This is a genomic window from Streptomyces sp. LBL (genome assembly GCF_029893585.1).
Classification (GTDB): domain Bacteria; phylum Actinomycetota; class Actinomycetes; order Streptomycetales; family Streptomycetaceae; genus Streptomyces.
In genome coordinates this window covers 379,993-402,825 of record NZ_JARXYX010000001.1, presented here as the reverse complement: position 1 = coordinate 402,825, position 22,833 = coordinate 379,993, and the positions used below count along the sequence as shown (strand labels likewise).

The 22,833-nt window shown below is 68.7% G+C and carries 17 protein-coding genes and 4 pseudogenes; 14 read left to right on the top strand and 7 right to left on the bottom strand.

The genetic code is table 11. The features are described from left to right. Positions 1–786 precede the first annotated feature (786 nt). Positions 787–2,499 carry a cytochrome c oxidase subunit I gene (gene ctaD, locus M2271_RS01795; protein WP_280885240.1) on the top strand — a complete coding sequence of 571 codons (1,713 nt, stop codon included), beginning with the start codon at positions 787–789 and terminating at the stop codon, positions 2,497–2,499. A 41-nt stretch (positions 2,500–2,540) separates the two neighbouring features. Next, on the top strand, positions 2,541–2,870 hold the full coding sequence (locus M2271_RS01790; RefSeq protein ID WP_280885339.1) for a hypothetical protein: 330 nt from the start codon (positions 2,541–2,543) through the stop codon (positions 2,868–2,870). 158 nt (positions 2,871–3,028) lie between these two features. Here M2271_RS01790 and M2271_RS01785 read toward each other — a convergent pair whose 3' ends face one another. Both M2271_RS01785 and M2271_RS01780 read right to left on the bottom strand, forming a co-directional pair. Then, positions 3,029–3,862: a serine/threonine-protein phosphatase gene (locus tag M2271_RS01785; protein ID WP_280885338.1), complete on the bottom strand. Its 834-nt coding sequence runs from the start codon at positions 3,860–3,862 to the stop codon at positions 3,029–3,031. Positions 3,863–3,932: 70 nt separating this feature from the next. After that, on the bottom strand, positions 3,933–4,364 hold the full coding sequence (locus M2271_RS01780; RefSeq protein WP_280885239.1) for a hypothetical protein: 432 nt from the start codon (positions 4,362–4,364) through the stop codon (positions 3,933–3,935). A gap of 241 nt (positions 4,365–4,605) precedes the next feature. Between M2271_RS01780 and M2271_RS01775 the strand changes: the two are divergent. The 4 genes and pseudogenes from M2271_RS01775 (at position 4,606) to M2271_RS01760 (ending at position 8,330) form a co-directional block, all read left to right on the top strand. Further along, a pseudogene (locus M2271_RS01775) lies at positions 4,606–5,227 on the top strand (DsbA family protein). 54 nt (positions 5,228–5,281) lie between these two features. After that, positions 5,282–6,087 (top strand): annotated as a pseudogene (locus M2271_RS01770) (MBL fold metallo-hydrolase). A 255-nt stretch (positions 6,088–6,342) separates the two neighbouring features. After that, positions 6,343–6,762, top strand: coding sequence for a nuclear transport factor 2 family protein (locus tag M2271_RS01765; RefSeq protein WP_280885237.1), 420 nt, complete (start codon positions 6,343–6,345; stop codon positions 6,760–6,762). A 392-nt stretch (positions 6,763–7,154) separates the two neighbouring features. Then, complete coding sequence (locus M2271_RS01760) at positions 7,155–8,330, top strand: cytochrome P450 (protein ID WP_280885236.1); 1,176 nt, start codon at positions 7,155–7,157, stop codon at positions 8,328–8,330. A gap of 2 nt (positions 8,331–8,332) precedes the next feature. Here M2271_RS01760 and M2271_RS01755 read toward each other — a convergent pair. After that, positions 8,333–8,433: pseudogene (locus M2271_RS01755) on the bottom strand (IS630 family transposase); the annotation flags it as partial. Between the two features lie 578 nt (positions 8,434–9,011). Here M2271_RS01755 and M2271_RS01750 point away from each other — a divergent pair. The 3 genes from M2271_RS01750 (at position 9,012) to M2271_RS01740 (ending at position 13,434) form a co-directional block, all read left to right on the top strand. Next, the gene (locus M2271_RS01750) at positions 9,012–9,803 is read left to right on the top strand and encodes a DUF3152 domain-containing protein (protein ID WP_348539136.1); all 792 of its coding nucleotides are present in this window, start codon (positions 9,012–9,014) and stop codon (positions 9,801–9,803) included. A gap of 545 nt (positions 9,804–10,348) precedes the next feature. Beyond that, complete coding sequence (locus tag M2271_RS01745) at positions 10,349–12,673, top strand: glycoside hydrolase family 95-like protein (RefSeq protein WP_348539135.1); 2,325 nt, start codon at positions 10,349–10,351, stop codon at positions 12,671–12,673. Between the two features lie 227 nt (positions 12,674–12,900). Beyond that, positions 12,901–13,434 carry an ATP-binding protein gene (locus M2271_RS01740; protein WP_280885233.1) on the top strand — a complete coding sequence of 178 codons (534 nt, stop codon included), beginning with the start codon at positions 12,901–12,903 and terminating at the stop codon, positions 13,432–13,434. 136 nt (positions 13,435–13,570) lie between these two features. Here the strand turns inward: M2271_RS01740 and M2271_RS01735 are convergent, their stop codons facing one another. The 3 genes from M2271_RS01735 to M2271_RS01725 form a co-directional block, all read right to left on the bottom strand. Next, positions 13,571–14,899 (bottom strand): enolase C-terminal domain-like protein, encoded by a 1,329-nt coding sequence (locus tag M2271_RS01735; protein WP_280885337.1) that lies wholly within the window; start codon positions 14,897–14,899, stop codon positions 13,571–13,573. A 118-nt stretch (positions 14,900–15,017) separates the two neighbouring features. After that, entirely contained in the window at positions 15,018–16,355 is a 1,338-nt protein-coding gene (locus M2271_RS01730; protein WP_280885232.1) for a gluconate:H+ symporter, read from the bottom strand. A 312-nt stretch (positions 16,356–16,667) separates the two neighbouring features. After that, positions 16,668–17,627: a 5-dehydro-4-deoxyglucarate dehydratase gene (locus M2271_RS01725; RefSeq protein ID WP_280885231.1), complete on the bottom strand. Its 960-nt coding sequence runs from the start codon at positions 17,625–17,627 to the stop codon at positions 16,668–16,670. A 116-nt stretch (positions 17,628–17,743) separates the two neighbouring features. On the opposite strand from M2271_RS01725, the gene M2271_RS01720 reads away from it, so the two are divergent. Both M2271_RS01720 and M2271_RS01715 read left to right on the top strand, forming a co-directional pair. Beyond that, complete coding sequence (locus tag M2271_RS01720) at positions 17,744–18,019, top strand: hypothetical protein (RefSeq protein ID WP_280885230.1); 276 nt, start codon at positions 17,744–17,746, stop codon at positions 18,017–18,019. 112 nt (positions 18,020–18,131) lie between these two features. Next, positions 18,132–18,281: pseudogene (locus M2271_RS01715) on the top strand (alcohol dehydrogenase catalytic domain-containing protein); the annotation flags it as partial. 57 nt (positions 18,282–18,338) lie between these two features. Here M2271_RS01715 and M2271_RS01710 read toward each other — a convergent pair. Next, a complete protein-coding gene (locus tag M2271_RS01710; RefSeq protein WP_280885229.1) occupies positions 18,339–19,547 on the bottom strand; it encodes an ROK family transcriptional regulator in 1,209 nt (402 codons plus the stop codon). 96 nt (positions 19,548–19,643) lie between these two features. On the opposite strand from M2271_RS01710, the gene M2271_RS01705 reads away from it, so the two are divergent. The 3 genes from M2271_RS01705 to M2271_RS01695 are packed head-to-tail and all read left to right on the top strand — an operon-like array spanning position 19,644 to position 22,819. Next, entirely contained in the window at positions 19,644–20,933 is a 1,290-nt protein-coding gene (locus M2271_RS01705; protein ID WP_280885228.1) for a sugar ABC transporter substrate-binding protein, read from the top strand. 1 nt (position 20,934) lies between these two features. After that, complete coding sequence (locus M2271_RS01700; RefSeq protein WP_280885227.1) at positions 20,935–21,885, top strand: sugar ABC transporter permease; 951 nt, start codon at positions 20,935–20,937, stop codon at positions 21,883–21,885. Continuing rightward, on the top strand, positions 21,875–22,819 hold the full coding sequence (locus M2271_RS01695) for a carbohydrate ABC transporter permease (protein WP_280885226.1): 945 nt from the start codon (positions 21,875–21,877) through the stop codon (positions 22,817–22,819). Before M2271_RS01700 ends, M2271_RS01695 begins: the two co-directional genes overlap by 11 nt. Positions 22,820–22,833 lie beyond the last annotated feature (14 nt).

Here is a 22,833-nt window from a genome sequence, read left to right as displayed (position 1 = left end):
CGATCCGGCTTCGCGATCCGGTGCCGGGCCCGGCTGACGGAGAGGGCCTGGCCAGTGCCCGCCGGGCCGTCCCCCGGCAGCGCAGGGTGGTGGATACCGCCGCAGGGAGGCGTGGGCGGTCGGTTCGGGGACGGACGCCGGCCCGTGTCGGCCGATCAGCCCCTGTCGGCTGATGAGGGTCGATGATGCTGTCCCCGGTGGTGATGGCTTTGTCCCCGCTCGCGCGCCTTGGACGGACGCTTCCGGCCGCGTGGAACACGCCGCTGACGGCCGGCCGCCGTGAGGTCCACGAGTCCGGCAGCTGCCCTTCGGACGACGTGGAGTGACATCGAAACCCGGCGCTGCCGTTGGTGGCCGCACCGGCGCGCGGCCACCTCGGTTCACGATGCCGGCCTGCCGAGCTGCCAGGTCCGGCCGGAAGTGCGTGTGGCCGTCGGAGCCCGATGCTGTCAGCCGGGCTGGTCTGCGGTCCAGCTTCCCGGGGACGGCTGAACGGGCCCGGGAATCCGGCGGTGTCCTGCTGAACCAGGACCACCGCGGCAGAGCGGATCCCCCAGCCGGCGGCCCGTACGTGTTCTCACGTAGAGCGGAGACCGCACTCATACGGGTGGACCATGCCGCCATTCGGCTCAGAAACGGCCTGCCACAGGGCACGGTCCCGATCGGCAGGGCTACTTTCCGCTGGGCTGGTGACGCACCGCCTGGCACCAAGACCGGTCAGGGCGCGGCTCCACCGTCCGCTTCCCCGTCGTACTCGTCCGTGCATGTTGCCGATTGAGGACTCTGATGGCGACTCAGACCGAACCCGTTGCGCCGGTTCCGGCGGCCGAGCGCCGCAGTCGGGGCCAGGTGATCATCGCCTGGGCGACGACGACCGATCACAAGAAGATCGGACACCTCTACCTGATCACCTCGTTCTGCTTCTTCCTGATCGGCGGGGCGCTGGCAATGGCGATCAGGGCGGAGCTGGCCCGACCGGGACTGCAGCTCCTCTCCCCCGAGCAGTACAACCAGGCGTTCACACTGCACGGCACGATCATGCTGCTGCTGTTCGCGACGCCGACGTTCGCCGGGTTCGCCAACGCGGTCATGCCGCTGCAGATCGGCTCCCCGGACGTCGCCTTCCCCCGGCTGAACATGTTCTCGTACTGGCTGTTCGCCTTCGGTGGGCTGATCGTGCTCAGCAGCTTGCTCACCCCGCAGGGCGCCGCCGACTTCGGCTGGACCGCCTACGCGCCGCTGAGCGGTCCCATCCGGAGCGGTTACGTGGGCGGCGACCTGTGGATCATGGGACTGGCACTGACCGGTTTCGGCACGATCCTCGGTGCGGTCAACTTCGTCACCACCATCATCTGCATGCGCGCCCCCGGCATGACCATGTTCCGGATGCCGATCTTCACCTGGAACGTGCTGCTGACCTCGGTGCTGGTCCTGTTCGCGTTTCCCGTCCTGGCGGCCGCCCTGTTCGCGCTGGAGGCGGACCGGAAGTTCGGCGCGCAGATCTTCGACGCGCAGAACGGCGGGGCGCTCCTGTGGCAGCACCTTTTCTGGTTCTTCGGCCATCCCGAGGTCTACATCCTCGCGCTGCCCTTCTTCGGTGTGATCACCGAGATCATCCCCGTCTTCGCCCGCAAGCCGATCTTCGGCTACATGGGACTGATCGGCGCCACCATCTCCATCGCCGGCCTGTCGGTCACCGTCTGGGCCCACCACATGTTCGCCACCGGGGCGGTCCTGCTGCCGTTCTTCTCCTTCATGACCTACCTCATCGCCGTCCCCACCGGGGTGAAGTTCTTCAACTGGATCGGCACCATGTGGAAGGGCTCGCTGTCCTTCGAGCCGCCGATGCTGTGGGCGGCCGGCTTCCTCGTCACCTTTCTCTTCGGCGGCCTGACCGGCGTGATCCTCGGCTCCCCGCCCCTGGACTGGCAGGTCACCGACACCTACTTCGTGGTCGCGCACTTCCACTACGTCCTCTTCGGCACGATCGTCTTCGCCATGTTCGGCGGATTCAGCTTCTGGTGGCCGAAGATGACCGGCACCATGCTCGACCACCGACTCGAGAAGATCCACTTCTGGACGCTCTTCGTCGGCTTCCACACCACTTTCCTCGTCCAGCACTGGCTCGGCGCCGAAGGCATGCCCCGCCGATACGCCGACTACCTCGCCGCGGACGGCTTCACCGCGCTCAACACCGTCTCCTCCATCGGTGCCTTCCTCCTCGGCCTGTCCACCCTCCCCTTCCTCTACAACGTCTGGAAGACCGCCACATTCGGCCGACGGGTCGAGGTCGACGACCCCTGGGGTTACGGCCGCTCCCTGGAGTGGGCCACCTCCTGCCCGCCGCCCCGCCACAACTTCGTCACCCTGCCGCGCATCCGCTCCGAATCCCCCGCCTTCGACCTCCACCACCCGGAACTGGCGGAAATCGAACTGGGCGAGAACGTCGGCAGGCGCGACGCGGTGGACCCCGACAGCCACAAGGGCGAGCCACGGTGAGACACGGCAGCCAGCAGGCGCCGCGGGGCACGGGCGACAGTGTGCCGACCGACACGATCGAGGGCTACCTCCTCGCCCACACCCACCACCAGCAGGCGCACCGGGAAGCCGAGCACCTCTGCGCCCGGATGCCCTGGCTGACCAGCGCCCAGGCCGAAGACCTCACGCGCCACTACGTGCGTCGGCGCATCGACCTCACCGGCCAGATGCTGCTGACCACCACCGAGCGCGCCGCCCAGCTCCGACAGGAGTACGAGGACCGTTACGCCGCCCTCCGAGGCGATCTGCTCAGACGCCACGCCGTATGCGCCTGCGCTCTCCTTGCCTGCGCCGGCGGAGTGACCACAGTGGCCTGCCTGCTCACCCGCTAGGTCTGCCCTGGACGAGTACCTCAGCACCCGCCGCGGCCCGCTGCGCCACGGGCTCCCTACCGCGCACATCGCCCTGCGCCGGCGGGGCGGCGGGCCTTCATCCGGTCCAGGACATCTGAGGAAGTCCTCGACTCCCTCGCCCGATTCTGCCGACGGATCTAGTTCCGGGTGAGTTGCGTAACGAGGTAGAGACCGCGTCCGCCCTCGTCCGTGTCCTGGGCCCTCCTCACGTGGGGGGAGGTACTGCTGCTGTCCGACACCTCGCAGATCAGGTTGTCGTCCCGGATCAGGCGGAGCGTGATCGGCTCGCCGCCATGGCGCATCGCGTTCGTCACCAGCTCGCTGACGATCAGCTCAGTGGTGAAGGACTCCTCCTCCAGCCCCCAGCAAGCCAACTGTCGTGCCGTCAGCTCCCGTGCCTGGCCGACCATGTCGTCCTGCGCCATGATATCCCAGGTGACATGACAGTCCATGTCCAGGCCGCTCATCCGGGCCGCCAGGACGGCCACGTCGTCCTGGCGGCCCGGCGGGAGCAGTTCGCGGATCAACGTGTCGCACACCTCCTGCGGTGTGACCGACGGGAGAGTGCGGGAGAGGGTGTCGCGCATGCGGCGCAGCCCGGTGTCGAGATCCTGTGCGGGAGACTCCAGCAGTCCGTCGGTGTAGAGGACCAGGAGGTCCCCGTCGCTCAGTGTGATCTCGCACTCTTCGAATACGACACCGCCAACTCCCGGTAGCGGACCGCCGGGCAGGTCGATGAAGTCGACACCGCCGTCCATCGACACCACCGCCGGCGGCAGATGACCGGCGCGCGCCATGCGGCAGCGGCGCGACACCGGGTCGTACACCACGTACAGGCAGTTCGCCCCTGTCACCAGGGACCCTTCGTCGCCGCGCTCGTCGAGGAAGCGGTCCATCTGGTCATCCAGGTGGGTGAGGAGTTCATCGGGGGACAGATCGAGATCCGCGAGAGTGCGTACGGCGCCGCGCAGACGGCCGCGGACCTGCGGGGTGGTCGAATCGTGGCGGCGGCGTCACCCCAGATCACACTTGGTGACTTCATCACCTCAGCTGGCGCGCGCCAAGTGCGGCCACTGTCTTGCTGGTCTGCGCGAGCGCCCCGGTGCGGGTGCTCAGCCACGGCACGTCGCCGGTACCGAAGTCGCGCTCTCGACCACCCCCGCGGGCTGCGGGCAGGCCGTACTCCGAGCCCCGCACCCTGAAGGAGGCGGCCTTGCCGGTGCCACTGATGCGGTCGGCTTCGGCCGCTGCTGCGGCGTGGGCCGGACCGGGCAGAGCAGCGGTCGCCGGGAGGGCGGCCGTGTCCAGCTCGATGCCGGCGGTGTCGCCGAGGTCGCGAACGCGCGTTGGTGGCGCGGATTCCGGCAGGGGCGAGCTCCGCCCGTACGGCGGTTCCGGCGCGGTCGATGCGGGCCACGCCATGCTGACCGTCCGCAGGTCGCCGGTGAACTGCTTCCACTGTTCTGCGGGCAACGGGTCGAGGATCGCGAGGAGGCCCAGGCCCCCGCATGCCCTGACCGGCCACCGGAGGCGGACTGTCGACCACGCACGCCAGGTTCGATGCCGTCGACACCTGCTACGTGGATTGCGACGCTCACGCCGCCCAGGAAGAAGCAACGAGCTTCACCGTTGGGAATGACTGACAAGTCAGATACTGTTGTGTCAGGTGAAAGACCCGCGGAAGGCGGGTTCCACAACTGGGAGGCGCAGCTTCATGAAGCTCGTCTACATCTTCGATGCCTACTGCGGCTGGTCGTACGGTTTCGCGCCGACGCTGGCCGAGCTCCTCCGCCGTCACCCGGACCTGGGCGTGGACGTGGTGTCCGGAGGCCTGTTCGTCGGCCCGCGGCGGGTACCGATCCGGGAGTTCGGCAACGTCCAGGGCGCCAACGCCAAGATCAGCGAACTGACCGGTGTCAGCTTCGGGGCCGGTTACACGCGGCTGATCGAGGACGGCTCCTTCGTGATGGACTCCGAGGCCGCCGCACGGGGGGGTAGCTGCGTTGCGGCAGGCCGCGCCCGACCGCATCCTGGACCTGGCCGCCGTGCTACAGCATGCGTTCTACGGGGACGGCCTGAGCCTGTCCGACCCGGCCACCTACCGGGCCGTCGCCGACAGTGCCGGCCTGGACTCGGAGGCCGTCCTCGACGCATTCACCGCGCCAGGTCCGACCGTCGCCGCGAAGGACGACTTCACACGAGCGGCAGGCCTGGGCGTGGACAGCTTCCCCACCCTGCTCGCCGTCGAGGGCGACCGCACCACGCCCTTGGCCGTCGGCCATGCCACCGCCGACCAGATCGACCAGCGGCTGCACACCCTCTGGGCCGCATCCTGATCAACTTCTCCTCGCCCCCACCCTGTTTGCCCCGCATCCCCAGAAGGAATCACCATGAGCACTCTCGACTTCAAGGTCCTCGACCTGGACTTTCCCGTCGGCGCCAAGAACAAGACCGCCACCCTGATCACCGGTGAGGAGCAGGCGTTCCTGATCGATGCCGGGTTCACCCGTGCCGACGGCCACCGCCTGGTCGCCGAGATCCTCGACTCCGGCAAGACGCTGACCAAGGTCTTCATCAGCCACGCCGACCCCGACTTCTACTGGGGCGCGGAAGTGATCGCCGACGCCTTCCCCGAGGCCGACATCGTCGCCACCCCGCTGGTCATCGAGCACATCGCAGCCGCGTACGAGAGCAAGCTCAAGGCGTGGGAGGCCGTCGGTGTCAACCGTCCGACCCGGCTGGTCGAACTGGCTGAACTGACCGGTGACATCACCTTCGAGGGTCACGTGTTCCAGCTCAAGGGCGGCCACCCGGGTCTGCCCGACCGGCACTACCTGTGGCAGGCCGAGCACCGGGCGATCGTCGCCGGTGTCCTGCTCTTCCAGAACGAGCACGTCTGGGTCGCCGACACCGCCACGCCCGAGTCCCGCGCCGTATGGGCCGAGCTGCTCGACGAGATGACTGCCCTGGACCCCGCCTTCGCCGTCCCCGGCCACCGGCTGCCGACGACCACAGTCGACGCGAGCCCGATCGCCTACACCCGCGACTACCTCACCGCGTTCGAGGCCGAACTGGACAGGGCCGACACCGGCGAGGCGCTGACCAAGGCGCTGGTCGCCCGCTACCCGGAATCCGGGATGCTCATCGCCGCCAGCTCGGCGCCAAGGTCGCCAAGGGCGAAATGACCTGGGGCTGACCAACCCCTCCAGCGGCCCGTACCGGCGGTTCCCACCGGCGGTTCCCACCAGCTGTCCGGCACCGGCCGCCCATCGGCCCACCCTCGACCACTGGCTGTCCATCTGATCGCGCCTGTCCTCGGCAGCATCCTTGGGGCAGGTATCCACCTGCTGCTGAGGCGCTTCACGGGCGCCAGGCGACCCTCCACCTTCCGCCTGTGCCCCTCCACCGCCGTCACCGACCCGTCCTGACGGTCCTCAGAAAGGCCATCATCATGAACGAGACGTCCGGCTTCGAAACCTCCACCGCTCCCGCCGACGTGGTGCGGCGCCAGTACCTCGCCTCGGCCCACGGCGATCTCGAGGCCCTGCGGGCCACGCTGGCCGACGATGTGGAATGGACCGAGATGGCGGGGTTCCCGCTGGCCGGCACCTACCGCACCCCCGATGGCGTCACCGCCAACGTGATGGAGCAGTTGGGCAAGGAGTGGGACAACTGGACCGCCCACGACGACACCTACGTCGTCGACGGCGAGAACGTCGTGGTGCTGGCCCGCTACACCGCCGCCAACAAGGCCACCGGCAAGAACATCGACGTACGCGTCGCCCACCACTTCGTCGTACGCGGCGGCCGCATCGTCCGCTTCGAACAGTTCGTGGACACCGCCAAGGTCCGCGACGCGATGGCAGCCTGACACGCCCTCATCGCACGGGACCGAACCTGAGCGCGCGCCCCACCGCCGACCGGAACGGCGGACACTTCGCGTGCGGAGGCGGGACGCGGGCGCCAGTACCGTTCGGAAACCGTTCGACGGCGCAGCGGCCCCAGCCCACTCCGTCGACCCAGAGTGCTCCAGGCGATGTCTTCGCTGCCGGCGACCGTCAACGCGGCCATGGCAACAGGCCGCGAACTGCGCGACCAAACGTACTCCGAGCCCGCCACGGCGGTGGCCGGCTGTACATACATGCTCACGAGCGTCGCTGCCTTGACCGGCCTCATCGCAGATCTTTCAGCCTCGTCACCTTCGGAGCGATTTGTTAGCCTCAGCAGCGTGAACGGATCCTCCCTGCCAGGCCAAGGCGCACTGTGAGCGTCGTCGACTCCTGCCCGCTCGGTGCCACGACCACGCTCGCCGAACTCGCGCGGGATCCGCATCCGAGGCTGGCACTGCTCCGTGCGCAGGAGCCGGTGTCCTGGCTTCCCGAGCTTGGCGGCTGGCTGGTGACCCGTCGTGATCTTGCGCTGGGCGTGATGCGGGACGCCGAGACCTTCACCGTCGACGACCCCCGGTTCTCCACCGCGCAGGTCGTCGGCCCCAGCATGCTGTCCCTCGACGGCGACCACCACACCCGGCATCGCGAGCCCTTCACCGCTCCCTTCCGCCCCCGGGCCGTGCGTGACGGTTTCGCCGCGTTCATCGAGCGGGACACCGACCGGCTCATCACCACGCTGCAGCCGACGGGCGCCGCCGAACTGCGACGTGCCTTCGCCGGACCCCTCGCGGTCGCGGTCGTGACCGAGGCGCTGGGGCTGGTCGGCACCACCGGGGACACCGTGCTCGCCTGGTACGACTCCATCGTGCAGTCGGTCTCGGACATCACCGTCGGCCACGCGGCGGGACCCGCGGGCGTCGCGGCGTACACGCAGCTGCGCACCGCGGTGGAGACCACCGTCACCGACCGGAACGCCTCCTCCCTCCTCGTCTCGGCCGCCGGGCAGCTGACGGTGCCCGAGGTGGCGTCCAATGCCGCGGTACTGATGTTCGGAGGCATCGAGACAACCGAGGCGATGATCACCAACGCGCTGCTGCACCTGCTGCGGCATCCCGACCAACTCGCTCTTGTCCGGGCCGACGCCGATCTGCTGGACGGCGCGATCGAGGAATCACTGCGCCTCGAACCCGGCGCGGCGGTCGTGGACCGCTACGCCACCCGTGACACCGTCCTCGGCCCGGCCATGATCCACCGCGGTGACCTCGTCACCGTCTCCCTGACGGGAGCCAACCGCGACCCGGCTGTCTTCCCCGACCCCGACCTGTTCGACGTCCGCCGCGAGAACGCGCGTCTCCAACTGGCCTTCGCACACGGCCCGCACCACTGCCTCGCCGCGCACCTCGCCCGCCTGGAAACCCGTATCGCACTCCAACGCCTGCTCGAACGCCTCCCCGCCCTGCGCCTCGACCCCGACCACCCCGCAGCCCCGTACGGCCTGGTCTTCCGCAAACCCCCCGCCCTGCACGTGCGGTGGGACCGGGCGGCCTGACCGGACTTCAGCGCGGCCAGAGTGTTCCCGGCGCCCTCCTGTAGTGGTTGACGCCCCACAGGGTGTCGTCGCCGACCGTGTAGCAGCCGTGGAAGTGGCGCACCGAGTTGATGCTGCCCCCGGCGCAGCTCACCCCCGAGCTGACCGTAGTCTCTCCAGGGGCGCGTTTTCACGCGCCGTATCCGCCTACGGGCGGCCCGCGTGCATGCGCTGAAAATGAAGCTGTCGGCGCATCTCGCTCCTGGCTGTGATTGTTCCGATGTGTGACCGGCTCGTCGGTGGTGCCATGCGCAGTCGTGCCGGGCCGAGGGTGGGCCCGGACATCGACTGACGCTGCGTGGAAGGGTCGAGCACAAGGTGCGGTTCGTTCACCGCGCGGGGGCGGTGCGTAGGGTCGCCGTCGGCCGCGCAGGGCTCGTCGATTCTGGCGGCCGAAGGACTTCGCGCATCCGAAGCAGGCACGACGCGAGGCGGCGATGCGCCTCCTGTCCCGGCGAGTTCCCACGCGCCCCGAGCCAGCTCGTGCCGCGGCGCCCGCCCCGGGGCGGGCGTCACAGTGCGCTGCGGCCCCTTCGACCGGTGGCGTGATGCCAGGCCATTGGTTGAACCGCGTACCAGCCTGATCCGTTCTAGGAATGCAGGAAATACACCGCACACGGGCTGCACGCCCCGAGGAGAACCATGCCGCGCCCAACGCACTGTCGTATGAAACGACGTGGACGACGTCACCGTAGGTTCCTGCTCCTCGCGGGCGCGCTGTTGGTATGCGTCCCGTTGGCCGGTTGCCGCACCTCGGACACAGCCGATTCCGCCGACTCGGCCCATCCCTCCTCGTCCCCCACGGCCACGAGGGAACAGCAGCCCAGGAAGCCCCCGGAGCCGGCTTCCACTCCGTCGCCCTCCGCCTCGATACCCCTGACGGGTTCCGGACAGTTCACGACTGCCCTCGAAGCCATGGAGCCGGTGGGATCAGGTACGCCGATGAGGTACCGGGTCCAGGTCGAGAACTCCCTTGACGTATCCCCGTCGGAGACCGCGCGGGAGATCAATGCCATCCTGGCCGACAAAAGAGGCTGGACCACCAGCGGGCAGGCGTTCCAACTGGTGGCGTCGGAACCTGCCGAGCTGACGGTGAAGCTGGCAGCGCCGGAAACCGTCGACGCTCTCTGCGGAGCCGCAGGTCTCGACACGCGCGGCGAGGTCAACTGCACCGTGGGGTCCACCGTCGTGGTGAATCTCAAGCGCTGGCTGCTGGGATCTCCCCAGTTCGACGGTTCCCTGCACGACTACCGGGCCCTGATCATCAACCATGAGGTGGGACATCGTCTGGGACACGGTCACGAGGGCTGCTCCGGCTCAGCAAAGCTTGCTCCTGCGATGATGCAGCAGATCAAGGGACTGCACGGCTGCAAGGCCAACGCCTGGCCCTACGACCGGACCGGCACCTACATCAGCGGGCCGGCCATCCCGTGAGGCAGTGCCGAGTGACGCGGCCGGAGCAGCGCACGTCCGGGCAGCACGTCCCGGTGGCACGCCCCAACAGCGGTCTGGGAGACGGTGGCCGTCCCGGCGTCCGTCGAACGCCCATCTGAGCGAACCAGTTCGAGACGCCGTTCATGATGAAAACGTACGAGTCGGGCTGTTGCTGGAGCAGGGCGGTCGCCGCCGGGCTGGCGCTGGTGGCGGCGTTGGGCGCGTTCTTCGGCTTCCAGTTCACCGTGACGCGTCGACGGCAAGCGGTGAGGAATGGGAAGCGACCACCTCGACATGATGCGGCGGTGCGTTGCCCCCCATCGCCGCACGGCGCACGGGCACGCGGGCACGCGGGCACGCGGGCGCACGACTTCCCAACAGACATCGGTCCACTTACGGCCTCTTTTCAGGGGGTTGAGCCGACTCCCATGGCTCACCTGCTCATACAGCCTCTCTGATTTCCGATACGTCGGAGGTCTTCCCCTATCGCTCAAGAGCCCTGCACTATGCCAGGAAGTTCACAACCAGAAATGGGAGGCACCTACGTGACCGCGACGGCAGGGAACGGGATCTCTCGAAGAGGTGCGCTCGGCACGGCAGCCGTGGTCGCCGCCGGGGGCTGGTCGGCCGGGTCCGGTACCGCCTGGGCGGCACCCGCGTCACCCGGAGGAGCGAAAGACCCGTACGAACGGATAGCCAGGGCTGCCGCCCTACGGTGGCGGCGGATGCCCGGCGACTGGAAGGACGGCCCCTTCCTCGGCAACGGTCTGCTCGGGGTGCAGGTCTACCGAGGTGCGACGGCCAACTCCGTGAAAGTCATGGTCAGCCACAGCCAGGTGCAGGACCAGCGACCGCAGTGGCGCGCTCCGTACGGATTTTCCCGGCTCCCCATAGGGCATTTCGACCTCACCCTCGCCGGCGAGGTGACCGGTGTCGACTGGACCCTGGACATCTGGGACGCCGAGCTGCGAGGCGTCGTCACCACCACCCGGGGCAGCGTCACCTTCTCGATGCTGGTGCACAACGCCCGTACCGCGCTGCTGATCTCCACCCGGCCCAGCGCCGGCGAGGAGTCCGCGGCCTGGTCGTTCACCTGGCTGCCCGCCGTTTCACCCCGCGAAAAGGACAAACCCGCAGATTACACGGGCAACCCCGACCCCCGCACCGGAACCGCCGGCGCCACTCACTACGTCGAGCAGCCGCTGATCGCGGGCGGCGGGTGGACCACCGCCTGGCGTGAACGGCGTGTCGGCAGTGGCAGGCTGCTGGCCGCGCACATCGTCTACCGCTTCCCCGAGGACCTGTCGCGCACGACGGAGCTGGCCGTCGCCGAAGTGGCCCGCACACTGTCCGCGGATCCGGACGAACTGGTGCGCGACCACCGCGGCTGGTGGCACCGCTTCTACCGACGCAGCCTGTTGTCGGTGCCGGACAAACGTATGCAGGACTTCTACTGGATCCAGCTCTACAAAGCTGCCTGCGCCACCCGGGCCGGCGGACCTTCGATGTCCGAGTGGGGGCCGTGGTACCCGGAGACCGGCGGCAGTTGGAGCGCCGTCTGGTGGAACCTCAACGTACAGATCGCCACCTGGCTGATCCAGGGATCCCATCACCCCGAACTCGACTCCGTCACCTCCACCTTCAAGAACTTCGAGAAGTACCTGCCGCTCTCCGTCCCGCCGGAGTACCAGGACGGCAACACCTACGCCCTGGCCCACCCCTCGGACTGGATGCTGCGCCCCGGCGCCAAGACCGTCGGCATCCCCGGCACCTCCACCAAGACCGACAACAACGGCAATCTCATCTGGGCCATGCACAACATCTGGCTCAGCTACCGCCACACCATGGATCTGTCGATCGTGCGTGACGTCCTCTACCCGATCCTCGTCAAGGCGGTGAACTTCTACGACCACTTCCTGTACGAGGGCGGCGACGGAAAGCTGCACCTGCCGCTGACCCGGTCGCCCGAGTGGGCGGACGCCACCGACTGCACCTACGACCTCTCCCTGATCCGCTGGGGCTGCGCCACCCTCCTCGACTGCCTGCGCCTTCTCCGTACGGACCATCCGCGCGCCGGCCGCTGGCGCGAGATCCTCCAACGCCTGGTGGACTACCCGCGTGACGCGACCGGTGTCAACATCGGCGCCGGCAAGCCGCTCACCGAGTCCCACCGGCACTTCTCGCACATGCTGTGGCTCTTCCCGCTGCACGAGCTGAGCTGGGACCGGGCCTCCGACCGGGACACCATGCGGACGACCTTCGACCACTGGGTCAAGGACCGCAGCCTGTGGGCCGGTTACAGCTACGCCGCCGCGTCCTCGATGGCCTCCCTGATGGAACGGCCGGAGGACGCGCTCGACCACCTCACCTTCTTCACCGACGGAAACGTCATCAAGAACGCGTGGATGACCCCGAACACCATGTACGTGGAGGGCGGGAACCTGGCCGTCGAGAGCCCGCTGACGGCGGCCCAGTCGGTCCTCGACATGGCCGTACAGAGCCACGGCGACGTCGTACGGGTGTTCCCCTCCGTATCACGCCGCTGGCCCGACCTGTCGATCCAGGGCCTGCGTACCCAGGGCGCGTTCCTCATCGACGCCGACCGATCAGGCGGCCGGACCCGATGGGTGCGCGTCCGCAGCGAGGCCGGCGCCCCGCTCGTGCTGCAGCACGGCATCGACGGAGCCATCGACGTTCGGGACGAGCGCGGGCGGCGGCTGCGATACCGGGAGACAGGGCCGCACCGTATCCAGATCCCGCTCGGCCGGGGCGAAACAGCCGTCGTTCTCCCCCGCGGCACCGACCCGGACCTGGATCCGCGTGACGTGCCGGCCATCGGCGACGCGAAGCCGTGGGGGCTGCCAAACTGAGCCGACACAGCGGACCACCGCTCCGTAGGCAGGCCGCCGGACGCCAGGTCCGCCAAACCCCCGGGGCGACCGCAAGACCATCGCCCGCTCTCGGCACCGTCGGACAGCACCGCCGCGGCACACCGGAATGACAGTGGGCTGTCTTCCCTCGGTGTACGCGGTCGGCGCCTGGGTAGACGCACGTCCAGCATCCGCCCGAGAGCGGCGAGCACAACGAAAGAACCGACATGGTCATCCCGCTTATGAAGCAGGCGGCAGATGGGCAGGGCACAGACGGCCACTCCGGGCTGCGCTACAGCACGGTGTGGGCACATACCGCGGCCCGCGCTGTCGACGCGCGCCGAGCCCTGCGTGCCCTACTCGCCCATGCCCCGCGTACCGGACGCAAACCCGTCCCGGCCCATCTCGCCGTGGACGCCGAACTTGCCGTCAGTGAGCTGGTGACGAATGCCATCCGGCATGCTCCCGGCCCCTGTGGGTTGATCTTGCAGCTGTCCTGTGAAGCACTGGCGATCACCGTATGGGACACCTCCACCGAAGAACCGAGGGTGAAGACGGGCGACCGCCACCGCGTCGGCGGCCACGGTCTCCACCTGGTGCACGCGGTCAGCGGCAGAGTCGTCGTCGCACCCTACGCCGGGGGAAAACAGATCACTGCCTACCTGAACCTGGGTCCCCAACGAGAGCACCACCACCGCTGGGAGCAGGACCGTTCTGCCCGCTTCCCACTTCGGCAGAACAGGGCAGACGCCACGATCTGACCCGAGGCTCACCCGCCGCTCCGCAACCAGCGAGCCGGCCTGTGCCGGTGCGGGCTTTGACCACTCGCAGGATGCGAAAACCCGGGGGATGCCGGGAATGCGGGCGTCGGCTGACCTCATCGCTGGTGTCAGTCGTCTACCGCACCAGGCAGGGGCGTTTGCCGTCGAACTCCCAGCCAGGGACGAGGTATTGCATGGTGACGGCGTCGTCGCGGGCCCCCAATGCCTTCTCCTGGTAAAGGTCGTGGGCGGCGAGCAGCCGGTCCATGTCGAGGCGGACGCCCAGCCCTGGGCTGTCCGGGACGGCGATCTCGCCATCGACGATGCGCGGTGGGGCGGTGGTGAGCCGTTCCAGCCCTTCCTGCCAGATCCAGTGGGTGTCCAGGGCGTTGTACTCTCCCGGGGCCGCGGCGCCGCAGTGGGTCACCATGGCCAGGGAGATGTCGAAATGGTTGTTGGAGTGGCAGCCCCAGGTCAGGCCCAGAGCGTTGCACAACTGCGCCACGCGGACCGAACCCTGCATGGTCCAGAAGTGCGGGTCGGCCAACGGGATGGAGACCGACTGGAGGGCCAGGGCGTGGGCCATCTCGCGCCAGTCGGTGGCGATCATGTTCGTTGCGGTGGGAAGGCCGGTGGCGCGACGGAACTCGGCGAGGACCTCCCGTCCGGAGTAGCCGCCTTCCGCTCCGCAGGGGTCCTCGGCGTAGGCGAGCGTGCCGACCAGAGGCCGGCACAGCTCGACCGCCTCGCGCAGCGACCACGCGCCGTTCGGGTCGAGGGTGATCCGGGCCTCGGGGAAGCGGCTCTTGAGGGCGCGTACGGCCGCGACTTCCTCGGCGCCCTCCAGTACGCCTCCCTTGAGCTTGAAGTCCCGGAAACCGTAGAGGTCGTAGGCCGCCTCGGCCTGTCGGACGATCGCCTGCGGCGACAGGGCCTCCTCGTGCCGGATCCGGTACCACTCCACCGGGGAGTCGGGTTCGCGGGCGTAGTCGAGGTCGGTACGGTCCGGGTCACCCACGTAGAAGAGGTAACCCAATACCCGTACGGAGTCCCGCTGTTGGCCGTCACCCAGGAGTGCGGCGACGGGTACGTCGAGGTGCTGCCCGAGGAGGTCGAGCAGCGCCGACTCCACGGCGGTGACCGTGTGGACGGTGGTCCGCAGGTCGAAGGTCTGGGCGCCCCGTCCGCCGGTGTCGCGGTCGGCGAACCGGTCACCGATCTCGCGCAGGACGCGTTTGTAGTCGCCCACCTTCGCCCCTACGACCAGCGGCTCGGCGTCACGCAGCGTCTGCGTGATCTTCTCCCCGCCGGGCACTTCCCCCAGCCCGGTACGTCCCTCGGAATCGGTGAGAACCACGACGTTGCGGGTGAAGTAGGGGCCGTGCGCGCCGGAGAGGTTCAGTTCCATGCTGTCCCGGCCGGCGACCGGGTAGACGGAGAACGCCGTGACGGTCGGCTGTCCGATACTCATCGGCTGCCCTTCTGGGGTGAGGTGGTGAGGTGGTCACCGCGGTGGGGTCGTGCAGTCCCAAGGTCCTGAGGTCCTGAGGTCCTGAGACTCCCTGGTCCGGGACTTTTCCGGTTCAGAGACTCAGGACGTCGAGGGCCCACTCGGACACCAGGACGCCGCCCAGGCCGATGACCGCGAGCACTGTCGTATAGCTGGTACGGACCTTGATCGCTTCGACGACGGAGAGGTTGAAGTACTCCTTGAACAGCCAGAATCCCGGGTCGTTGACATGAGAACAGGCGATGGAGCCGCAGGCGACGGCGAGCACCATCATCTCCGGGTGCACCCCGCTGCCCGCCAGGAGCGGCAGCACCACGCCGGAGGCCGTGACGACGGCGACCGTCGCCGAGCCGAGCGCGATGCGAAGGATGACGGCGACGAGCCAGGCGAGGATGATCGGCGAGACGGACCAGCCGTCCGTGGCGTCCTTGATGTAGTCGGAGATCCCGCCTTCGACGAGTACGTTCTTGAAGGCCCCGCCGGCGCCGATCACCAGGAGGATCATCGCCATCGCCTGGGCCGCCGAGGCGCAGGAGGCGCCGACGTCCTCCAGGCTTCGGCCGATCCGCGGCCCGAACGCCCAGACCGCCAGGCACAGGGTCAGCAGCAGCGCGATCGGCGCCGAACCGATGAAGGCGACGACGTGCAGGAACGGGCTCTCGGCGGAGGTGGCCATGTCGGTCACGGCGGCAACCACGATGAGCGCCACAGGGAAGAGCGCCACGAACAGCGACCAGCCCAGTCCGGGCATCTCCTCGTCGGTGAACTCGCGCTCACTGACCAGTCCCTTGGGGATGGACGGGTTCATCGCCTGGACGAACGGAAGGCGCGGCCAGGTCAGCGCGATGAGCGCACCGGCGGGAACGGCGATGAACAGGCCGTAGAACAGAGTCAGCCCGACGGAGGCGTGGAAGGTCGCGGCCACGGCGGTGGGACCGGGATGCGGCGGCAGGAAACTGTGCATGGTGGACAGGGCGATGGACATCGGCAGGCCGACCCACAGCAGCTTCGACCCGGTGACCCGGACCAGGGTGAACGCGATGGGCACAATGATGATGAAGGCGACCTCGTAGAACATGGTCACGCCGATCAGCATGGCCGTGACCACCATGGCGACCTGGACCCAGCGCGGGCCGAAAGCGTCCAGGAGCTTGCCGGCTATCCGCTGTGCCGCACCGGAGTCCCCCATGACGCGGCCGACCATGGCGCCGAGGCCGATGGTGAGCATGGTGTCGCCGATCTGGTCCCCGATGCCTTCGGACAGGACGTCCGGGATGGTCGCCACCGGTATTCCCCGGACCAGTGCGACGCCGGCGGCCACCAGCAGGAGGGCGGCGAAGCCGTTGAGTCTCAGTCTGGTCATGAGGAGAAGCAGAACCAGAACGCTGATTCCCACTACGAGGAGAGGCAAGGCAGTTCCCCTTTGAACTGTTGGACTTTTGAGCTGCTGAATTGCTGAACTGCTGAACTGCTGAGTGAGCTGTGGGCGGCTCCGTCGGCTCCGTGTATGGCCCGACCGGTGTACGGCGTGGTCGGCCACACGCACCGGAGGAGCGGTGGGGCGCTGACGTATGGCGGTGCGAGGGGGCGTACGACCGCTTCGGACCACCCCGGGCCCAGGCCGCTCCGGACCCGAGCCGCTCCGGACCCGGGCCGCGGGTCATCGGGCGGACACCGAGCGCCGGCAGGTTCGCCGGGCGGGTGCGCGGGGTGCCCGGTTACGTCAAACGGGTCGTCGTCCGACGCCGACCAGGCTCAGGCCGTGGTCCAGGACCTTCTCCAGGTCGGCGAGGTCGGTCGGGCCGGGGTCGGTGAGCGGGGCGCGCACCGGGCCGACGGCGCGGCCGCGCAGCCGGGCGGCGGCCTTGACCAGGGAGACGGCGTAGCCGGGCACCCGGTCGCGCAGTTCGACCAGCGGGACGTAGAACTCGCGCAGGAGCGTGGTCACACCCGCGTCGTCCCCGTCGCGCAGCGCGGCGAAGAAGGCGTTCGCGATCTCGGGGGCGAAGGCGTGGACGGCGGAGGAGTAGGCGGGTACGCCGACGGTGGCGTAGGCGCGGGCCTGGATCTCGGCGGTGGAGGCTCCGTTGAAGAACAGGAAGCCCTCCGGAGCGGCGAGCGTGAGGCGCTGCAGCCGGTCGAGGTCGCTGTGGCCGTCCTTCAGGCCGACGACGGTGGGGATGCGCGCGATCCGGCGCAGTCCGTCGGCGGTGAAGGCGACCTGGCCGCGCTGGTAAGCGATGAGAGGCAGCCGGGTGCCGGCGGCGATCCGGCGCAGTTGCTCCACCAGACCGTCCTGCGGGGCCGCGACCAGGTAGTGGGGCAGTACCAGTGCGGCGTCCGCGCCGGCCTCCTCCGCGATACGGGCGAACCGCAGCGCCTGCGCCCAGCCGTAGCCGATGCCCGCGACGACCGGCAACCGTCCGTCGGCGACCTCGACCGTGGTCCGCACGACCGCCCGGTACTCGTCCTCGTCCAGTGAGAAGAACTCTCCGGTCCCGCAGGCCGGGAACACCGCGCCGGGTGTGACGGCCAACTGGTCGGCCAGATAGGCCCGGTAGGCGTCCAGGTCGAGGCCGCCGTCGTCCCCGAAGCTGGTGAGGGGGAAGGACAGCACCCCGCTCACCATTCCCTCACGGAGTCGCTGGACGACCCCCGCGACCTCCGCGCTGATACCTGTCATGACTCTCATTCCTGTACACAGACGTCATCTACGTATGCAGATGGAGGTTAGGTGGGTGAACGGGATGGGTCAATGGGTACGCGGACACGGATTCACACGGATTCACGATGGGCCCCATGCCGGAGGGAAGAACGGTGCGCGGTGTGAAGTCGGCGGCGCGGACCGTCGCACTGCCGGAACTGCTCGCCGCACGGGGCGAGATGACACTCGACGACTTCTTCCAGATCCGCTCTCCCGGCGCGGCACCGGACGGGTGGCAGGTGTGCGTCCACGTCTCCCATGCGGCATCCGGGCTCTGGCTGTTGCTCCGGTACGGCGCCAGGGACAGCGCGCCTGCGGGCGGCGGCGAGGAGCCCGACGCGCGCTCCGAGCACACCGGGGCACTTTGCTGAGCACGCCGCCCGGGCATTGCCGGGCGCGTCGCGGTCAGTGCGACTCGCGGCTCACCTCGGAGCCGCTGGAGCCGACGAGGAAGTCGAGGTCGGCGCCGGTGTCGGCCTGCAGGAGTTCTTCACCGGCGCGATGGCCCATCTCCACCAGGGGCACTCCTCCTGTCCGATGCGGCCGGGACACGAGTGGGCCGGCCGCGTCGCGGCGGTCGGCGACGGCATCGACCCCGGCCGGCTCGGCCGCCGCGTGCTGGGCGACACGATGACGGCCTCCTGAGCGACTTCGCCCGGCCGTCGTCGCTGTCGTCCGTCGCTGTCGTTCTCATTCGCGGGTGAGGGTGCCCGGTACTCCGAGGGCCAGCGTCGCCGCGCCGCGGGCGTGTTGGCTGTCGTGCCAGGGGCGTACGACGATCTTCACCCGGTGCGCCGCGGCGATCGGACTGGTACGCATGGCGTCGAGGAAGCCGGGTTCCAGACCGGGCCAGAGGGCGTGGTTCTCGCCGATGACGGCGATGGCCGGTGTCCCGAGGAGGTTGACGACTCCAGCCAGGGCGTGGCCGAGGATCACGCCGATGTCGGCGAGAAGTTCCAGGAGGCCGGGGTCTCCCGCGATCGCCCGGGTGCGGATCTCCGCGATGTCCGTGTCCTCGGTGGCGAGAGCGCGGGAGCGCGCTTCGCGCAGGATGCCCTGGTCGCTGGTGAAGGTCTCCAGGCAGCCGCGACCGCCGCAGCCGCACAGCACTCCCGTGTCGCGGACGGGGGTGTGGCCGAACTCGCTGGAGAGTCCGCCCGGCCCCCGGTGCACTGTGCGGTCGAGTACCGCGCCGAGGCCGACTCCGTCCCCGAGGGCCAGGACGAGGAAGTCGTCGTACTCGCGGCCGGCTCCGTAGAGAAGTTCGGCGGTGGCGCTGGCGATCAGGTCGTTGTCGACGAGTACCGGGACCGGGAGCTGGTCGCGCAGAAGTCGGCCGAGGGGGAAGTCGGTCCAGCCGAAGCGGGGGGCGAAGTGGAGGTAGCCGGTGTCCGGGTCGACCGTGTCGGGTGTGGCCACCCCGACGGCCGTGATGCGCGGGCGCAGAGCGGGGTCGTCCAGGTAGCCGCGGATGACGGCGAGGAGCTGGGCGATCGGGTCCGCGGCGAGGGCGGGGTCGAAGAAATGGACGTCGGAGACCTCCATGCGGCCGTCCAGGCCGACCACCACGGCCACCACATGGTCGGTGGCGATACGGATGCCGAGGGTGGCGGCGGCTTCGGGAACGATCCGCAGGGGAATGCGGGGGCGGCCGACAGTTCCGGACTGTGGTTCGAGGGCCTGGAGGTAGCCGACCGCCAGGAGACGTCGGGTGTGTTCGTGCACGGTGCCCACGCCCAACTGGAGCCACTTGGCGATCTGCCTGCGGTCCAGCGGCCCGGCCATGGAGAGCAGCGCCAGGATCTCGACACGGGTGATGTCACCGCGCTCGGCGGGGCGGCCGGTGGATCGGCGGGGCGGGCGGGTGGCGGGTTGCTCAGAGGTACGGCGCGGATTCATCGGGTGTCTTTTGGTCCCATCCCTTGACAGGGTCACATGGCGAGCCTACGTTTCGCGCTAATTAACTCGGCCCTGAGTTTATTGACTGGAGCAGCGATGGGCAAGAGGTCAAGAAGCAGCGGGACAGGCACGACACGGACGACAAGAGCCCTGGCCACGGGGCTCACCGCAGTGATCATCGGGGCGGGCGTCGCCTGCGGAAGCGGGGACCAGAACTCGGGCGGAAGTCAGGAGGCCAACGGGGCGGTCACGCTCACCTGGTCGATGTGGGCCTCCGGCACCGAAGACCGCAACGCCTGGCAGAAGGTGGCCGACGAGGTCCACGCGGAGAACCCGAAGATCAGGATCAAGCTGGACACCTCCCCCTTCACCGACTACTTCACCAAGCTCGGGACCCGGCTGGCCGGGGGCAGCGCACCCTGCATCGTCTCCATGCAGAGCCTGCGCACGGGCGGCTACACCGACGGGATGCTCCCGCTGGGAGATCTCATCGCCAAGAACAAGCTAGACATCGGATCTTTCAACCAGTCGATCATCGAAGGGCTGGCCTCCGGCGGGAAACAGTACGCACTCCCGTACGACTTCGGCTCGCTGGTGGTCACGTACAACAAGGACATGTTCAAGGCCGCCGGCATACCCGAGCCGAAGGTCGGATGGAGCATGGCCGAGTTCGAGGCCGCGGCCAAGAAGCTCACGCGCAACGGCAAGTACGGGTTCGTGGCGTACCCGGTGGATCTCTACATGTTCCCGATGCTGCTGTCCCGGACAGGGGCCGAGCCGGTCGGCGAGGACGGCAAGCTGGCGCTCACCGGCAAGACCATGGGCACCGCCTTCGACTGGTACAGCGGTCTGTCCGCCAAGGAGCGGGTGGCGCCGAAGGTCCCCGGCGTGGACAACACCTTTCCCGACACACAGTTCCTCAACGGGAACGCGGCGATGTCGGTCAACGGTCCCTGGTCGGTCCTCTCGCTGAAGGGCCAGGCCAAGTTCGGCGTGGGTCTGGCGACCATCCCCGCCGGGCCGGACGGGACGAAGACGTTCTCGGCCGGGTCCGGGTTCGGGATCTCCTCGTCGTGCAAGTACCCGGACCAGGCGTTCCAGGCGATCCGGACGATGACCAGTGCCAAGGTGCTGGGCGAACTGGGAGCGGAGGGGCGGGCCTTCCCGGCGCGTACGGCCGTCCAGGACCAGTGGTACAAGAACGCGTTCCCCGGGGCCCAGGAGGTCATCGACGCGGCCAACAAGTCGGCCACCCCCTTCAAGACCACGAACAACTGGGATCAGGTGACCAAGCTGCTTGCCCAGTACGGGGTTCAGGCGTTCAACGGTCAGGAGTCCGGTGAGAGTGCCCTGGAGCAGGTCCAGCAGCAGGCAGGGACGGGCTGACATGCCGTCCGGCACCTTGCTCGGGCCGGGCCGCCGGACGAGGGCGCCGGTGCGCCTCCCGGGACCCGCGGCCCCCCGCCGACGCCGCGGTGACGGACGGGCCGCCGCCTTCTTCGCCTCGCCGAGCCTGATCGGGCTGACGCTGTTCACGTTGTTCCCCATCGTGATGTCGTTGGTGATCGCGTTCTTCAAGTGGCCGGCGGCCGGCCCCCACGAGTTCACCGGGATCAGCAACTTCACGAGGCTCTTGAACGACCCGGTCTTCCGCCGCGCCCTGTTCAACACCGTGCTGTTCGTCGTGCTGTACCTGCCGCTGAATCTGGTGGTGTCGGTCGGGCTCGCGGTGTGGCTGACGCCCCGCATCAGGGGGCAGCGGCTGCTGCGGGTGCTGTTCTTCCTGCCGGTGGTGACACCGATGGTGGCCAACGTCATCGTCTGGCGGCTGATCTACCAGCCGGACGGGCTGATCGACGGCACCGTCAAGGCCGTCACCGGCAGCCATGCGCCCAACTTCCTCGGTGAGCGGGGGTGGGCGATGGCCGCGGTCGTCGCGATGAGCGTGTGGCAGGGCTTCGGCTACAACATGCTCGTGTTCTCCGCCGCCCTCGACGCGATCCCGCAGCAGCTCGTGGACGCGGCACAGATCGACGGTGCCGGGCCGTGGCGCATGTTCCTGCGGATCAAGCTGCCGCTGATCTCACCGGCGCTCTTCTTCGCCACGACGATGACGCTCATCACCTCCTTCCAGGTCTTCACCCAGCCGTTCCTGCTGACCGGCGGCGGCCCCGGGACCGATACGGAGACACTGATGATGTTCGTCTACAACCAGGGGTTCTCCGTCTTCCAGTTCGGGCTCGCCTCCGCCGCCGCCTGGATCCTGTTCGTCCTCATCCTCGGGGTCACCGCCGTGCAGTTCGTCGGCCAGCGCAGGTGGGTGAATTATGACGTCTGAACCGATCACCGCCGAAGGCCACAGGACGGCAGACCGCGGAACCGGAGGCCGCAAGACAGCAGACCGCAGGACCGGAGTCCGTGGTCTCGGCCAGGGCCGGGGATGGGGCCTCGACCGGGCGCGGCTCGTCGTCTCGCACCTGCTCATCTATCTCGTCGCCGCGGCCTTCGTCTCGCCCCTCGTCTACATGATCGCGACCTCGCTCAAGCCTGCCGACGAGGTGTTCGGCTCGCCCCCGAGGCTGTGGGGTTCGGTGCTGCGGTGGGCCAACTACCGGGACGCCCTCACCTTCCTGCCGCTGGGCCGGTTCGTCCTCAACGGCTTCCTCGTCGCCGCCTGCGGCACGCTCGTGGTCCTGACCGCGTCGAGCATGTCCGCGTACGCCTTCGCCAAGCTGCACTGGCGGGGCCGGAACGGGCTGTTCATCACGTTTCTCGCGACGCTGATGATCCCTCAGGAGGTCCTGGTCGTACCGATGTTCCTGCTGATGCGCTGGATCGGCTGGGTCGACTCCTACCAGGCACTGATCTTTCCCTGGGCCTTCACGGCGTTCGGCACTTTTCTGCTGCGACAGTTCTTCCTGACCGTTCCCGCCGAGATCGGGGAGAGCGCGCGGATGGACGGCGCGGGCGAGGTGCGGATCTTCGCGCAGATCATGCTGCCGCTGGTGCGCCCGGCGCTCGCGGTTCTCGCCGTGTTCACCTTCATCAACTACTGGAACAGCTTCCTCTGGCCGCTGATCATCACCAACTCGGTGGAGCAGAAGGCGACCATCCCCCTGGGCCTCCAACTGTTCTTCGGACAGCAGGGCACCCAGTGGAACCTGGTCATGGCCGCGTCCGTGATCTCCATGGCGCCCACGACGCTGCTGCTCATCGTCCTCCAGAAGCATCTCGTCCGAGGCATCGCCACCAGCGGCCTCGGCGGCCGGTAGGCGCGGAAAGAAAC

Coding starts and splice junctions, on each gene's coding strand:
- M2271_RS01750 (WP_348539136.1), top strand. CDS start 9,012: ATGCCGCGCCCAACGCACTGTCGTATGAAACGACGTGGACGACGTCAC.
- M2271_RS01720 (WP_280885230.1), top strand. CDS start 17,744: ATGCCGGAGGGAAGAACGGTGCGCGGTGTGAAGTCGGCGGCGCGGACC.
- M2271_RS01695 (WP_280885226.1), top strand. CDS start 21,875: ATGACGTCTGAACCGATCACCGCCGAAGGCCACAGGACGGCAGACCGC.
- M2271_RS01765 (WP_280885237.1), top strand. CDS start 6,343: ATGAACGAGACGTCCGGCTTCGAAACCTCCACCGCTCCCGCCGACGTG.
- M2271_RS01700 (WP_280885227.1), top strand. CDS start 20,935: ATGCCGTCCGGCACCTTGCTCGGGCCGGGCCGCCGGACGAGGGCGCCG.
- M2271_RS01710 (WP_280885229.1), bottom strand. CDS start 19,547: ATGAATCCGCGCCGTACCTCTGAGCAACCCGCCACCCGCCCGCCCCGC.
- M2271_RS01725 (WP_280885231.1), bottom strand. CDS start 17,627: ATGACAGGTATCAGCGCGGAGGTCGCGGGGGTCGTCCAGCGACTCCGT.
- M2271_RS01705 (WP_280885228.1), top strand. CDS start 19,644: ATGGGCAAGAGGTCAAGAAGCAGCGGGACAGGCACGACACGGACGACA.
- ctaD (WP_280885240.1), top strand. CDS start 787: ATGGCGACTCAGACCGAACCCGTTGCGCCGGTTCCGGCGGCCGAGCGC.
- M2271_RS01740 (WP_280885233.1), top strand. CDS start 12,901: ATGGTCATCCCGCTTATGAAGCAGGCGGCAGATGGGCAGGGCACAGAC.